Raw genomic sequence first — 14,031 nt, 5'->3', positions numbered from 1 at the left:
TAAGGATGGGGTAATATATGAAAAGAAATAATCCAGTTCAGGTTATTTTAAAATCTGAACAGTTTAAACGTATACCGCCACCTAGAGTTGGGGGCAGCAACACTGATTTTTACGCCGATCGGGATGACGCCTTCAAAAAGCATAAAAAGAACCTCCTTGATGAAGTGGGGAATGTCAGAAACCAGCTTCATCGGTCAGGCTATGAGCTTGGTCTGGTGAAAGTTGAGCTAAATCCTCAGGCGCTGGCGAAATCCCATCGACCGGTTGACAGACTCTTCCCCGTAAGTAAAGCGCCTGTTGTGGGCTCACTGGGAATAGGGGAACTGCTGATTCAGGTTACAGACAAAAATCTGGTTCATCTGTTCAGCAAGATTGATGGCGCTGAAGAATTTACCAATAAAGTGTACGACGAGAGACAAGGCAAAATCGTTGTTAAGCCCAGCGAAGCAAAAAGTGAGACGGGGGCAATCGATCGCATCAGCTTTTATGGCAGCGAAGAGAAAATAGCCTTTTCCCCAGAGGATAACGCAGCCTGGCATGCCGATAAAGATGAGGGATTTACCGGCTACCAGGTTGAGCTGGTTGATTTCAGACCCGTTGACGCCATGCAGTTTACCGTCACCAGCGATGCCATACTCTCAATGAAGCGATCTCTGAAAGAGCAACTGAAGACACTTGGGGCCGGCGTCTATGCGACGAAGCTAAGCCGTCACCCGACCTCATCTAAAACCATCATGATCCAGCTTCTCAGACCTGAATCAGGCCACGATTTTCAGGTTGATTTTGACAAGCGGCTGGAGCTGAATTTTTCACCATCTGACGTTGATAATTCTTCGGACAGACACCGGATCCTGCTCTCTGTTCTCAGCGCCAGCCCGCTGGTAAAGCGCATTTCTTTGCCGCCTAAAATTTCCCGTGCGCACCCGTCGAACTCCCCGGTAGCGCAGGACTTCTCACTACCCGTCAGAACGGAGGGGGAGAATTATCCCCGTGTGGGCGTTATTGACAGCGGCATTCACCATGACGAACTGGCCAAGTGGTGTGTGGAAGTATCCAATGGCTTTGAAGCCGATGACTGCGATCCAAACCATGGCTCCCAGGTGGCAAGCCTTCTGGTCTGCGGGGGCATGCTGAACCCGGATCTTCCCCAGGTCGATGATGACGGTTGCCTGCTCTATGATATCTGGATCCCCGTTCACAACAGTAAATCCAATACGTTCACCACCTATTTTTCCGACCCGGGTGATTTTTTTGACTGGCTGGATATTGAGGTTGGTGATGCGGTTGGGAAGGGGTTCCGCATCTTTAATTTCAGTCTCAATTTCCGCGAGTTTGTCCGCGATGATTCCTACAGTTTTGCCGCCACGCAAATCGACCGTATCTCAAAAAAATACGATGTGCTCTTTGTCGTTTCATCCGGGAACCTACGCAGCATTGACTTCAGAGGCTCCTGGGCATCAAGACCGGCAGCGCTGCAGTTTTCGGATGTCGATCGACTTTCTCAGCCAGCTGAGGCCGCCAGCGCCATCACTGTGGGTGCGGTAAACCCACCAGGTTGTGACATCAACGTTCACGGTGCTCCTACGGTCTATACGCGTCGCGGACCCGGCGTAGCTATGGGGGTAAAGCCGGATGTGATCCACTATGGAGGGTATTCCCTGAAATCGGGTAAAACCGGGCTGGTTTCCATTGACGGCAGTGGGGAACTCGTGGAAGAGGCGGGTACCAGCTTCTCCGCGCCTCTGGTTTCCAAAATCCTCGCCAGTCTGGATCAGAGGACATCAGGAAAATTGTCACGTAATTCCCTTGTCGCCATGCTGGTTCATCACTCAGACCTGACGCCGCCGCTTAAGGACAAAAGCGTTGATATCTCTTCAGCGAGGCGATTTGCCGGATTTGGCATGCCGTTGACCTCCCGCGATATGCTTAATAGTGACGACAGCAGCATTACGCTGGTTTTGAGCGGAAGCCTCAAGCGCAGCGAAGTACTGGAGTTTGATTTCAACTGGCCTCGCAGCCTGACCACGGCAGGCGGAAAATGCCATGGTAAAGCCACGCTGACCATTGCCTACGATCCCGTCATAAACCAGAACTACGGCGCCGAATATTGCCGCATCAACGTGGACGCTGTGCTTCAGCAATTCAGACGAGACACCAAGAAAAATGAATGGGCTTACCGGAAAAACTGTCAGTCAGTCTGGGAAGTCCGGCTCGGTAAAGACGTTAACTATGAGAAAAGTCAGATTGAACATGGCCTGAAGTGGTGGCCCGTCAAAAAATATGAATTTGAAACCAAAACGAAGGCTGGTGTCGGTGCTTCCGACCAGTGGCGGCTGAAAATCAGTTCAATAGAAAGGACTCCCGGGGAATTCCCCGATGAGGAAGTCAGCTTTACCGCGCTGCTTACGATCGAAGACACACAGAACAGAACAAATGACCTTTTCAACGAAGTCAGGCAGGAATTCAGCGCCTATGGCATTGAATTCGAAGATATTACCGTTAAACAACATCTCAATATCAGGGCAGGCCAGTAATGTTAACCAGAAATCTTGAGGTTCTTACTTCCTATTTTAATGATCTGCTGGAATCAGCGCCGCAGCACAGGGAAAATGTGAGTGCGATCCTTGCACAGATCGAAATAATGAAGGGGAGACCTGATTTCTCACTGGAGCCCTCAATCCTGCTTGCCCGCAAAGAAACCGATGAATGTTCGATCTGTAAAAAGCAGGTGCTCTGCGATGAGTGAACAGAAACGCTATTTTATCGTCTCGCGATATCCGAATAATTCTGAGCCTAAGGGGATTGGCTTTTCACCTGTTGGTGATGGGAAGGTACCCGAAGAATATCTGAAGTTCCGTCTTGATGTGGAGCGTGTTGTTCAGACTGTCAATGCGCTGTTTGAAAAGGATAAAGATAAGCGGCTTGAAGCCTACGAGCAGATATTTCAGGCCGCGCAGGTCTGTTTCTCAGGCCGGGAGGGTGACTTTGTTCCAGCAAGCCAGGCACTCAATGAGCTGAAAAAAACCATCCTCAGTTCGTCATGGATCTTTGTCAGAAATCGGATAATGGGAATATACGGTCTGTATGCACTGCTTCTAATGATTATTTTGGGTGCGGCGCAGTACTTTTTTCATGCTGAACTGAAGAACGTACCCGCAGTGCTCATCGGGACCTGTCTGGGTTCATGGTTGTTTGTTTCAATCAAAACCGGAAACATCGTATTTGATGAAATCTACGAGAACATCAGCCAGCATCGCAGCCTGTTACTGAGGCTGATTTACTGTTGTATGCTGTCATTGGCTGTCACATTCTGTCTTCTGGCAGGATTCTTTGAGATCAAACTCGGGGAAGTTTCAACGGCGATGATCTCGGGTAACGGCATTATTGCGCTGGCAACCGGGATATTTTTTGGGCTGGGTGAGTCATCACTTGCCACAAAACTGTCAGGCAAAGTTAAGGACGTGATTTAATCTCTGCGCCCGCAGAGATTGTTTGCAGCAGTCTGCCATGCTATCAAAGTTTATCTGGGACGAGCACCATAGGTATCTCTTTGATTATGCTGCTTCGTTTCGCTGACATCGGGAAACAGTTAGTGTGCTCTCATGGGATGAAACGCCTATGCAGGGAAGAAATAGAGCGCAGCAATTTTAATAGGTCCATATACCAGGCCGCTAGCTCAAACGCCCTTTCAGGATATGCTCGATACCTGTATCTGCTCGTTCGGCATGCGCGAACAGCCGGTGCTGTGCAACCAGCGCATTGTTGTCTCGGCCATTGCCTACTCGGAGATGCGCTTCGGTGGACGCCACCACGGACATTAAAGTGGCCATGTGAGAGAGTTTGAGCGAGTGCCTGGCCTGACAATGGAAGACTGGGTAAAATAGCTGAAAATTTAAAGGTGCAGGAAATGATAGCGGTACAGTTCGGTTAAATACTCGCGCCGAGTGGTATCCCTGCCGGAAAGATAAGCAGGCCAGAGATCCCCGGTAAGCTTTAGCCTGCTGGCGATATGCTTCAGCAGTGCGTCAGATGGGGGGATTTTTTTTATCCGGAGCAAAGCCGACATTTTTCAGATAGCCAAGAAGGACGGCAAAACCAAAACGGCTGGCGGGTTTACGGTGGCACCAGGTCATGCTCACTGAAATAGGCCATTCGGGTAAGCGTTAACTCATCGTCTGGCAATGCCAGTAATGATTCTCTTTCCGACAGAGAAAGAATCTGCCTCCTTGCCATATAGTTTCCCTCATAAATTATTCGATGCGGTATTTTTAACAAAAATGGTTATGGCATAAGGGTACACCCTGATGCCATAACTAAAACGTGACGAATGAAAGTAACAATATCATTGATATATGTGTCTGATAATGTTGAATAGCCCTGTCTGGGCTATTTTAGTTCTGGACACGTTTGCAATCTGATCTTTAATAAAGAAAATTGTATTTCTAATGGCGAGAAAATCACTCAAAGTGTTTTTTTAATATATTTTCAAGGATGTCAAAAACAGTCTTTATACGCTTGGGTATGAGGCTCTGATAAGGTCGATAGAGATAAAGCTGCCATGTTTCAAGTTTTAATTCTGGAAGAACATTTACCAGTCTGCCATCTTCAATGTAGTCCCTACAGGCTAAGTTACTGGATTGTATGACGGCTTTACCGGCTAACGCCGCCTGAATTTCAGCCTGGGAGTCAGTTGTAAAGAATTCAAGATGGCGAGGGGTAAATGTATTCACGCCATCAAGCATAAATTCAAATACTTTGCCGGTTTCGGGATTAAGCAGACCGCTGAAAGGATAGCGCTGGCGTAAATCTTCAAAGTCCTTCGGGGCACCCAACCTGGCCATTAAATCGGGAGAAGTCAGTAAAGCATGTTTAACCTGGATGATGGGCCTGACAATGAAGTTAGGATTTGGTTCTCGTTCTATACGGATACCCATATCAATTCGGTGCTGAACCGTATCGAGCTTCATCATATCCAACCGCCAGTCGATAAACAGCTCAGGATAATGGTGAAGGGCAGTTAATAGTTCGTACAAAACCTGCTCATGACCCAGGAACCGAAAAAGCGTGATCCTCACAACCCCTTTCATTTCATTATCATCTTTAGCCGTCTGAAATAATGCATGTGAGTCTTCCAGAAGGCGTCTTGCCCTCGGTAAAAAGAGTTCGCCAAAACTGGTCAGTAAAATGGATCGGGTGTTGCGCTTAAAGAGAGGTTCACCGAGTTGATTTTCCAGTTCAGCAATGGTGCGAGTGACTACAGAGGGCGAGATTGCGAGTTTAACTGCAGCTTCACGAAAATTCAGGGTTTCCGCAGCTGTAACAAAAACTTTGAGAGCGTCGAGTTTATTCATGATAGTTGTATTTTTAGCAATTCTACTTTGTGAATTTAGCAATTTTTTAGCAATAAATCCACCCGTATACTTAGCCAATCGAAATCTTTAAAAGCTTAGTTAATGGCAGGATTCATTATGAAAATGAGAAGGTTAGGTAGTCAGGGACTTCAGGTTTCTGAATTGGGGCTGGGATGTATGGGTATGGACCATGGCTATGGGCACTCAGTCGAGATCAATGAAAGAACCACTCTTATAGACAAGGCGATCGAACTGGGATGCAACCTCTTCGATACTGCCCCTATTTATGGTTTCGAAAATGAAGAGTTGCTGGGTGTTGCATTAAAAAAACACCGGGATAACGTCGTCATTGCGACTAAGTTTGGCGTGACCGGTATGGATAATGTCGATGGCCAGTTAGTACCTGTATTAGACAGTAACCCGGACTCTGTAAGGGAGCAATTAGAAGGCTCACTGAAGCGCCTGCAAACAGACCATATAGATCTGTTCTTCCAGCATCGTATTGATCCTAATGTTGAGCCAGAAGTCGTTGCTACCTTGATGAAGGATCTGATATCCGAAGGGAAAATTAAATACTGGGGGTTATCAAATGCACCGGCATCTTACATAAGACGCGCCCATGCCGTCTGTCCGGTTACCGCTATTGAAGACCAATATTCAATGATGTGGCGAAAACCTGAACAGGATCTGTTTGATGTATGTGATGAACTGAATATTGGATTTATGGCATACAGCCCGCTGGGTAACGGATTCCTGAGTGGAAAGCTGACAAAAAACACCACATACGGTGAAGGCGACTACAGAGGTTTGATGGGGCGCTTCAGACCAGAAGTTGTTGAAAATAATCAGGCGCTTTTGGATTTAATTGCTGAAATCGCTGAAAGTAAAAATGCCACTTCAGCCCAGGTTGTGCTCGCATGGGAACTGGCTCAAAAGCCGTATATTGTACCTATTCCGGGAACAACAAAGTTACATCGTCTGGAAGAAAACTTCCACGCCACCAATATAGAGCTTAGCGAAAGCGAATTAACCGATATCAACGCAGCATTATCCAGGCTTGATATTGACGAAACATTTTTTTAATTTAAGCAGAGACTGAAATGAAAACGACTGTATTAGTTTTTCATCCAAATATTCATCAATCCCGTGTAAATTCAGCTTTAGCCAAAGGTGCTGAGTCACTGCCAGGAGTTAATGTACGTTATCTGTATGACTTGTACCCTGATGGCAAAATTAATGTTACTGCTGAACAAGCGGAGCTGGAAAGTGCTGATCGTATCGTACTGCAGTTCCCGATGCAGTGGTACAGCACGCCTTCACTTCTCAAGCAATGGCTTGACGATGTGTTAACCTTCGGCTGGTCACACGGTGGCGAAAAGCAGGCTCTGAGTGATAAGAAACTTATGCTGGCGGTTTCGCTTGGTGGTGCTGAGTCGGCTTATCAGCCTGATGGCGCAGCCGGGCACACTGTAGGAGAATATCTGCTGTCATTTGAAACTATCTCCAGCTATCTGAATTTGCACTACATGAAGCCTTTTATTACCGGCGGAAGTGCGACCATCAGTAATGACGAAATTGCGGCGCAGGCCGAACGTTACAAATCTGTGTTAGCCTGATAAACATCTTCAGTTCCCTGAGTATGTAGAGCTGAATTAAATGTGCCGTTACTGATAACGGCACATTTATCTTTTCTGGGAAGGAATAAATCGTATGTCAATACAGTCTGTTGAGTTGAAAAAAGCCTACCGTTTACTACAAGTTGGCCCCACGACCATGATCACAGCCAAATATCATGGCAGAGGGAATGTCATGACTGCAGCCTGGGTTAGCCTCGTAGGGAGTAATAAAGTCATGGCCTTTATTAGCCCGCAGGCTTATACCCGTGAATTAGTTGAAAGAAGTGGCTTTTTTGCTGTGCAGATCCCTGTCGTTAGCCAGATGGAAACCGTTTTATACGCTGGTGAACATAGCTATAAGGAAACGCCTGAAAAAATCGATAAAATACCTACATTTTATCAGGAAGGTTTTGATATTCCCCTGGTAGAAGGTTGTGCTGGGTGGTTAGTTTGTAAGGTAATACCAAATTATGCGTATGAACAGGAACACAACCTCTTTATGGGGGAAATTGTCGCCGCCTGGAGTGATGATCGCGTCTTTCGAAATGGTCACTGGATGTTCGATGAAGCGCCTGATGAATTACGAACTGTACATTATGTTGCCGGTGGCCAGTTCTATGCTATCGGCAAAGGAACCAAATTTAATCATGGTCCGGGCAAAGACTAGTCCACTCATTTTCTTGGGTCATATCCCCAATCCGGGGAGGACGTATATCTTTTGAATCAAAAAATCGAATACACCACCGTCCCTGGCTGCTTCCTTAAATAAAACAGATACAGAACATCACAGGTATCTTTAGCAGCGCTGGCTCGGTTGGCAACTTGTCCTTGCGTTTGCCTGCGCCAGATTAAAGAATCAATTTACAGCTAAAAAATATCATTGTGATAATCATTGCAAACTGTCTTCGTTTTTAATCAGAAACTGACAGTTCATTTCAACCCATTTATTCAGCTCCTTCGCGGCCTGCCACAGAGATGTCCCCAACTCTGTTAATTCGTACTCAACTTTGGGTGGCACCTCCCGAAAAACAGTTCGGGTTAAAAGGTTTCGGCTCTCAAGTTCTTTAAGGTTCTGTGAAAGTACTTTTTCAGAGATACCCTGAATTTTTCTTCGCAGGTCTCCCGGCCTTGATGGACCATCAGAAAGAGCGTGAATAATAAGTAAAGTCCATTTGCTCACAAGAACCTCGAGAACTTCCCGAGCAGGGCATGCCTCCCGCAATACATTACCGGGCTCTTTGTTGTCCAGAGTAAAACAGTCGTTAAATTTTTCCATACTTACCTTAAGGTTGGTACTTGATGATAGGTAAGTCTATATCTACTATAAACCCAGAAACAAGAAATTTTGCAGATACCAGATGACACCGGTAACGGGTTATACGATTTCCCATGCTGGTTTTATAACACTGTCAAAATCTTCACGCAGAGTGTTAAAAGCCGAATTCTGAATCCACTATTTTAATGATACCGACAGGATTTTTATGAAAATTTTTACGAAGAAGTCATTAACTGCTATTTTTTTAATTACCTCATTCAGTGCATTCTCAGCTCAGGAAACATCTCCCTGGATTGGAACAAAAGCAGGTGAGAAAGCACCCCAGCAACTGAATATTCCAAAAGAACTGGCCAAAAATCTGGCCACGTTTGATGAACTGGATTTCAAAGTGTATTCGAAGCAGGACTGGGAAAACTTGCACAAAAGTCACGCTGCGAACATTCTGGTTCATTATCCTGATGGCCATACTACAGTCGGTATTCCTGCACATATTAAAGAACTCGAGTTCATGTGGACCTTCGCACCGGACAACAGGATCGAAGAACACCCTGTCAGATTTGGAACGAGTGATGCTAAGTGGACGGCGGTAATCGGCGCTATTAAAGGGACGTTTACTAAGCCAATGATTCTTGCTGACGGTACCAAAATCGAACCTACAGGTAAGTCATACAACTTACCAATGGCAACTATTGGTCACTGGAATAAAGATGGGCAAATGGATGAGGAATACCTTTTCTGGGATAATGCTGAGTTTATGAAGCAAATTGGATTGTCAAAGTAAAAATATTTACTCACAGTTATCAACTTATTTCATTCAGGTTTTATTAAAGCGGGTTTCCAGAACATGGAAAAAAGAATGCAGCCGGCTTTAATGCCATCGGTACAATTAAAAGATCTGATTTTAAAATCGATAAGTATGTACCATATATGAGTGATGAAATAAAAATATCAATTTCATCTGAAGCTTATTCTGAATAAAGAGTAAGAAAGTCATTTTATGGATGTGGAACTTGTGCGTGTGGTTTTGGATATGAATACCATATCTGGGGGTGACAAAGGTTACTAATTTTTAACTTTACAGGTTCCACACATTTTTCCGTCGTATTACCGGGAAGCTAAACCCATATATACATTTTACTAACCAGAGGGCTATACCATGAAAAGCACGTTTCTTGATCTGGCAAAAAATCGCCGTACTATCTATGCCTTGGGTAAAGACATCAGTATTCCGGAAAATGAACTCATCAGTACGATTAAAGAGGCCGTCAAGCAGGCACCTTCAGCTTTCAACTCGCAAAGCTCACGGATCCTGATTTTGCTGGGAGAGCAACATAACCGTTTCTGGGAACTCACGCGCGAACAATTACGTAAAATAGTGCCTGCAGAAAGTTTTAATGCAACCTCCGACAAGATTGACGGTTTTGCAGCTGCTGCGGGAGCAGTCCTATTTTTCGAAGATCAGGATGTTGTTAAATCACTACAGGAACAGTTTGCTGCTTATGCTGACAATTTCCCGGTGTGGTCTGAGCACAGTACCGGTATTGCTCAGTACGCTGTCTGGCTGGCGCTGGCTGAAAAGGGTATTGGTGCTAATCTGCAACATTACAACCCTCTGGTTGATGAAGATGTTCGCAAGGAATGGAACATTCCTTCGTCATGGAAGTTGCGGGCACATATGAATTTCGGAGCGACCTTATCTCCTGCCGGTGAAAAAGGCTTCCTCAGTGACGATGAACGTTTCATCATCGCAAAGTAGCCTTTACACTGAAGATTCTCAATAAAATCCGCAACCTCAACATAGAACTGAGGTTGCGTTATCATTCAGTCTTTCACTGGCATCGACAACAGTATGAATTTTAGCTATCTCAACGTTTGAGATACCGTTATCCTGGGATACCAGCACTCAGGAGTCGATCAGAGTTTTACCGTGGCAAAGCGACTTTCCGGTAAACCGGCGAATACGGCGGATTCAGCCTTTAACAATGCACCATCATACTTCGATGGTCCGGAGAGCCCCACGCTGGCTGTAGTACAGTAAAGCGTTGTCAGGTTTTCACCTGCCAGTGTTGGGCACGTGTTCTGAACACCCGGTGAGGGCAAAATACAGTCCGTAGTTCCATCGGGACGGTAACGTACCACACGATGTCCACCCCATTCAGCGTTCCATAAATAGCCCATTGCATCAACACATGAGCCATCAGGTGCCCCTTCTCCTTCTGTTTCAACAAACACGCGCTGGTTATTCAGAGAGGGGTAGTCGCAACAAAAAATGCGGCCCTGCATCGAGTCGCAGTAATACATTGTGTCACCATCTGGGCTAAAACAAATGCTGTTGGGTATAGCTACACGGGGTAGCGGCAGTGTCTCAATAGTCATTTTTGCCGCATTGAGTCTGTGAAATTGACCAATGGCTTTAACAGGATAACCGTCATCCATTGTACCAAAAATAAAATTACCAAAACGGTCGCAGCGACCATCACCTGTTCGGGTTCCCGCTTCTCCTGGCATGGCTGCAATAGTGGTGAAAACACCGGTGCTGAGTTCGTAAAAACCAAGCCTGGACGCAAGGCCCATTAACAATACGTCCTCATTCTCGGTAAGGGCAAAGGATCCGAGGCGTTCAGGCAGAGACCACCGCATCACGACCTCAGTGCCTTCTTCTGAGGCGAGTAGTTCACTCCCTTCAATGTCAGTCCAGTAGAGTCTGTGTGTTCTTTCACACCAGATAGGGCATTCTCCCAGCAAATTTCTGACATCAGCAGCTACTGAAAACATATTATTTCTCCGGTGGGATACAAAATACAAATAAATACGGACGTCTGCGCAGGGCAAACGTCCGTCTGAGGCAGGAACAGTCATTATGTTAATGCAGAAAACGCTCAGAAAGACGATCGCCAAAAAGCATAATGGCCAGACCGGCCAGCATAACCAGCATCCCGCCCAGCTTTAACAGCGAAGCAGGACGTCTTATGGCACCCAGAAGACCAAAGTGATCGATCATCTGTGACGACAGTAACTGTCCTACAATCGCCAGTCCGAGGAGGGCTGAAAACCCGATTTTGGGTGCCAGTACCACATAGCTAAAAAGTGCACCGGCCCCGATCAGCCCGCCCGCCAGACTCCAGATGGGCTGAGAAGGAATGGCCGCAAGAGAGGTGAACAATCCCCCACGCAACAGCGAGTAAATCCCCAGCGCAAATGCTCCGGCAGAGAAGGAAAATAATGCGGCGGTAACCGAATCGCCTCCAAGGCCTCGTGCAAGCTGGCTGTTCAGGGTCGTCTGCAGGGTAATCCCAAGACCTGCGGCAAAAGCGATTATGTAATAAATCATGCTCATGCATTTCATACCTTTCAGTGTGCCTGCTCCAGCGGCAGGAAGGTTTCTGCAAACATGTCAGGTTTATATCCGGCAGCGGCAAACAGATGTTCACGAGATTCATCAATCGCTGCATGAAGGCGTGCACTGTCGACGCCAACCACCTTCCCGTTCTGTTTAACAATACGTCCGCCAATCATGACGGTATCAATGTTGCTGCGCTCTGTTGCATGTACCACCGTGCCAAAGGCATTTCCGTTAGGATAGAGGTTAATGTCGCCGGCATTGATCAGGATGAGATCGGCCTGCTTTCCTGGCGTCAGACTGCCGACCTTGTCCTGCAAGCCTGCACAGTAAGCGCCATCGACGGTCGCTGCCTTGAGAAGTTGTGCTGCAGGAAGCGTTGTAAGCGAATGTTCCGAGTCGCAGCAGTGCTGATGCTTGTGCATCCCCATGACACGTTGCAGATAAAATGCCACACGCATTTCCATAAACATGTCGGTACTGTAGGACGTTTCGTTGTCAACGCTCAGGCCCGGTGTGATACCGTGTCGATGTGCGGCCTCAATAGCAAACATGCCATCTTCAATGCCATAATGCGCATCGGAGCGCGGGCAAACGTTAACCCGGACCCCAGCTTCGCGCAGGATTTTCCATCCCTCGTCCGGCAGCGCCGTGCAGTGATTGAAAATATTGTCCGGGCCAAGCAGTCCCCGCTGATGCAGAGATTCAAGCTCAGAGCCCATTTCAGCCCCAAAGAATTCAGTGACAATGGGAAGCCCCAGTCTGCGAGCTTCGGCCCACAATTCCGGCTCCAACTGGGCCATCACACCAAGAGAAACAAGACCTTCAGGGTTATCTTTAAAATACTTTTCCTGCAGACGCTGCCAGTTACCCGGCCAGTGTGCTTTGTCCCATTCTCCTGATACCGGCGCTCCGGAGGCATGGATGGCGCGAATGCCTGAATCAAGCAGGGCCTCTACAGCGGCGTCCGAGTGTTCAGCAGAGCGGCTGTTGTGCGAATTATCAATGATGGTAGTGATGCCTGCATCAATGGCGCCGAGAGCAGTCAGCAGGTTACCAACATAAATATCAGATGGGCGATAGTACTTCGCAAACGAAAAGTGCGTGGCGTTGCTGTAGTCGTCCAGACAGGTTGCATTCGGGTTAATGCGGCGCAACTGTCCTTCCCACGAGTGGCGATGAGAATCCACCATGCCCGGCATGGCAATCATGTTCGTTGCATCAATGACATGGGCACCCTGTACGTCAAGATCCTTCCCCACGGCGGTAATAGTTGAGCCGGTGATAAGAATATCACCGCGTTCAAGGTTACCTACATTCTCATCCATGCTCAGTATAGTAGCACCACGAATAAGCGTGACTGGCGGGTTTACAGCCTGGTTATTAACAATGTTTCTGATGTAATCGGTCATTCATATAGCCTCTTTTCTGGTCAACAGAAAGACGATACGATAGTCAATTAATGAGAAAAAGATGCTTAACGCGTTTTCATAATTCAATTTTTACGAATAATAATATAAAACTTAAAAAGACCAGAAATGTTCAGGAGCAGGTAAATGGATCGTATCCAGGCAATGCAGATCTTCATACGGGTGGCTGAGGCCGGAAGTTTTGTAAGGGCAGCAGAAACATTGTCACTTCCTTCTTCAACAGTCACAAGCTCGATTAAGAGCCTCGAGAAATACCTGCGCGTCCGTTTACTGAATCGCACGACAAGGCGGGTGAGCCTCACCCCTGAAGGGCTAAAGTATCTTGCACAGTGCCGGGAAATACTGTCGTTAATCGAGCATACTGAAGCGAGTCTGACGGATTCAATCAGACGACCTCAGGGACGACTGCGCGTGGATATGCCGGGGGGGATCGCCAATTTCATCGTCATGCCCAATTTAAAAGATTTTTATCGCCGGTATCCGGATATCTACCTGATGATTGGCGTGAGCGACAGACAGGTCGATCTCGTTCAGGAGGGGGTTGACTGCGTGATAAGAACAGGGGAGTTGATAAACTCAACACTGGTTGCCCGTCCGCTTGGACGTTTACGGTGGGTGACATGCGCCTCTCCGGATTATCTCAGAGAATACGGGATTCCGCAGTCTCCTGAAGACTTATCTCGGCATCGTGCAATCCACTATTTCGCTGGACAAGGCCGACGAAGTGACGAGCTTCGCTTCGTACAGGGTTCAGAAACGCTTTCCGTTCCAGTCCCTGGACAAGGTGCCGTTAACGAGACAGGGCTCTATATAAAAATGTGTCTTGAGGGGTTCGGTCTGGCCCAGCTTGCGGAAAGTATAGTTTCTGATCATCTGCAGCAAGGGACGCTGGTCGAAGTGATGTCCGACTGGCAGCCGTCGTCGGTCCCGATAACCTTGCTTTATCCTCACCAGCGCTTTCTTTCCCCCACAGTCCGAGCTTTTTCTGACTGGATAGTTGAGCTTTTCCAGGAGTAAT

General features: G+C 47.0%; 14 protein-coding genes and 3 pseudogenes. 11 read left to right on the top strand and 6 right to left on the bottom strand.

All coding sequences use genetic code 11. The features are described from left to right. The first annotated feature begins 17 nt into the window (after nt 1-17). From H0247_RS01875 to H0247_RS19975, 4 genes and pseudogenes are all read left to right on the top strand, one after another. Entirely contained in the window at nt 18-2,534 is a 2,517-nt protein-coding gene (locus tag H0247_RS01875) for a S8 family peptidase (RefSeq protein WP_180740989.1), read from the top strand. Beyond that, nucleotides 2,534-2,746, top strand: coding sequence for a hypothetical protein (locus H0247_RS01870; protein ID WP_125259512.1), 213 nt, complete (start codon nt 2,534-2,536; stop codon nt 2,744-2,746). Before H0247_RS01875 ends, H0247_RS01870 begins: the two co-directional genes overlap by 1 nt. Then, the gene (locus tag H0247_RS01865) at nt 2,739-3,470 is read left to right on the top strand and encodes a hypothetical protein (RefSeq protein ID WP_180740988.1); all 732 of its coding nucleotides are present in this window, start codon (nt 2,739-2,741) and stop codon (nt 3,468-3,470) included. The genes H0247_RS01870 and H0247_RS01865 overlap by 8 nt, the downstream gene beginning before the upstream one ends. A gap of 225 nt (nt 3,471-3,695) precedes the next feature. Further along, a pseudogene (locus H0247_RS19975) lies at nt 3,696-3,800 on the top strand (VapC toxin family PIN domain ribonuclease); the annotation flags it as partial. A gap of 110 nt (nt 3,801-3,910) precedes the next feature. On the opposite strand, the pseudogene H0247_RS01855 reads toward H0247_RS19975, so the two are convergent. Both H0247_RS01855 and H0247_RS01850 read right to left on the bottom strand, forming a co-directional pair. After that, nucleotides 3,911-4,233, bottom strand: a pseudogene (locus H0247_RS01855) (DUF4158 domain-containing protein); the annotation flags it as partial. 224 nt (nt 4,234-4,457) lie between these two features. Further along, nucleotides 4,458-5,351, bottom strand: a complete 894-nt coding sequence (locus H0247_RS01850) for a LysR family transcriptional regulator (protein ID WP_180741430.1) — start codon at nt 5,349-5,351, stop codon at nt 4,458-4,460. Between the two features lie 117 nt (nt 5,352-5,468). Here H0247_RS01850 and H0247_RS01845 point away from each other — a divergent pair, with 117 nt between their 5' ends. The 3 genes from H0247_RS01845 to H0247_RS01835 all read left to right on the top strand — a co-directional run bounded on the left by H0247_RS01845 (nt 5,469) and on the right by H0247_RS01835 (nt 7,634). After that, the gene (locus tag H0247_RS01845; protein ID WP_180740987.1) at nt 5,469-6,434 is read left to right on the top strand and encodes an aldo/keto reductase; all 966 of its coding nucleotides are present in this window, start codon (nt 5,469-5,471) and stop codon (nt 6,432-6,434) included. Between the two features lie 17 nt (nt 6,435-6,451). Further along, on the top strand, nt 6,452-6,967 hold the full coding sequence (locus H0247_RS01840) for an NAD(P)H-dependent oxidoreductase (protein WP_180740986.1): 516 nt from the start codon (nt 6,452-6,454) through the stop codon (nt 6,965-6,967). Nucleotides 6,968-7,061: 94 nt separating this feature from the next. Next, nucleotides 7,062-7,634, top strand: coding sequence for a flavin reductase family protein (locus tag H0247_RS01835; protein WP_180740985.1), 573 nt, complete (start codon nt 7,062-7,064; stop codon nt 7,632-7,634). A 222-nt stretch (nt 7,635-7,856) separates the two neighbouring features. On the opposite strand, the gene H0247_RS01830 is transcribed toward H0247_RS01835, so the two are convergent. After that, nucleotides 7,857-8,243: a helix-turn-helix domain-containing protein gene (locus tag H0247_RS01830; protein WP_180740984.1), complete on the bottom strand. Its 387-nt coding sequence runs from the start codon at nt 8,241-8,243 to the stop codon at nt 7,857-7,859. 205 nt (nt 8,244-8,448) lie between these two features. Between H0247_RS01830 and H0247_RS01825 the strand changes: the two genes are divergently transcribed. The 3 genes and pseudogenes from H0247_RS01825 (at nt 8,449) to H0247_RS01820 (ending at nt 9,999) form a co-directional block, all read left to right on the top strand. Then, on the top strand, nt 8,449-9,024 hold the full coding sequence (locus H0247_RS01825) for an ester cyclase (RefSeq protein WP_180740983.1): 576 nt from the start codon (nt 8,449-8,451) through the stop codon (nt 9,022-9,024). A 68-nt stretch (nt 9,025-9,092) separates the two neighbouring features. Beyond that, a pseudogene (locus tag H0247_RS19755) lies at nt 9,093-9,221 on the top strand (polyisoprenoid-binding protein); the annotation flags it as partial. A 178-nt stretch (nt 9,222-9,399) separates the two neighbouring features. Then, nucleotides 9,400-9,999 carry a nitroreductase family protein gene (locus tag H0247_RS01820; protein WP_180740982.1) on the top strand — a complete coding sequence of 200 codons (600 nt, stop codon included), beginning with the start codon at nt 9,400-9,402 and terminating at the stop codon, nt 9,997-9,999. Between the two features lie 158 nt (nt 10,000-10,157). On the opposite strand, the gene H0247_RS01815 is transcribed toward H0247_RS01820, so the two are convergent. The 3 genes from H0247_RS01815 to H0247_RS01805 all read right to left on the bottom strand — a co-directional run bounded on the left by H0247_RS01815 (nt 10,158) and on the right by H0247_RS01805 (nt 12,995). Next, nucleotides 10,158-11,018 (bottom strand): SMP-30/gluconolactonase/LRE family protein, encoded by an 861-nt coding sequence (locus H0247_RS01815; RefSeq protein ID WP_180740981.1) that lies wholly within the window; start codon nt 11,016-11,018, stop codon nt 10,158-10,160. 88 nt (nt 11,019-11,106) lie between these two features. Beyond that, nucleotides 11,107-11,580, bottom strand: coding sequence for a DMT family transporter (locus H0247_RS01810; protein ID WP_180740980.1), 474 nt, complete (start codon nt 11,578-11,580; stop codon nt 11,107-11,109). Nucleotides 11,581-11,594: 14 nt separating this feature from the next. Continuing rightward, nucleotides 11,595-12,995 carry an amidohydrolase family protein gene (locus tag H0247_RS01805; RefSeq protein WP_180740979.1) on the bottom strand — a complete coding sequence of 467 codons (1,401 nt, stop codon included), beginning with the start codon at nt 12,993-12,995 and terminating at the stop codon, nt 11,595-11,597. A gap of 144 nt (nt 12,996-13,139) precedes the next feature. Here H0247_RS01805 and H0247_RS01800 point away from each other — a divergent pair, with 144 nt between their 5' ends. Next, on the top strand, nt 13,140-14,030 hold the full coding sequence (locus tag H0247_RS01800; protein WP_180740978.1) for a LysR family transcriptional regulator: 891 nt from the start codon (nt 13,140-13,142) through the stop codon (nt 14,028-14,030). Nucleotide 14,031 lies beyond the last annotated feature (1 nt).

The sequence above is a fragment of the Pectobacterium sp. CFBP8739 genome (assembly GCF_013449375.1).
Lineage (GTDB): Bacteria > Pseudomonadota > Gammaproteobacteria > Enterobacterales > Enterobacteriaceae > Pectobacterium.
Note: the sequence above shows the minus strand (reverse complement) of the source record. Positions and strands in the feature narration are given on the sequence as shown.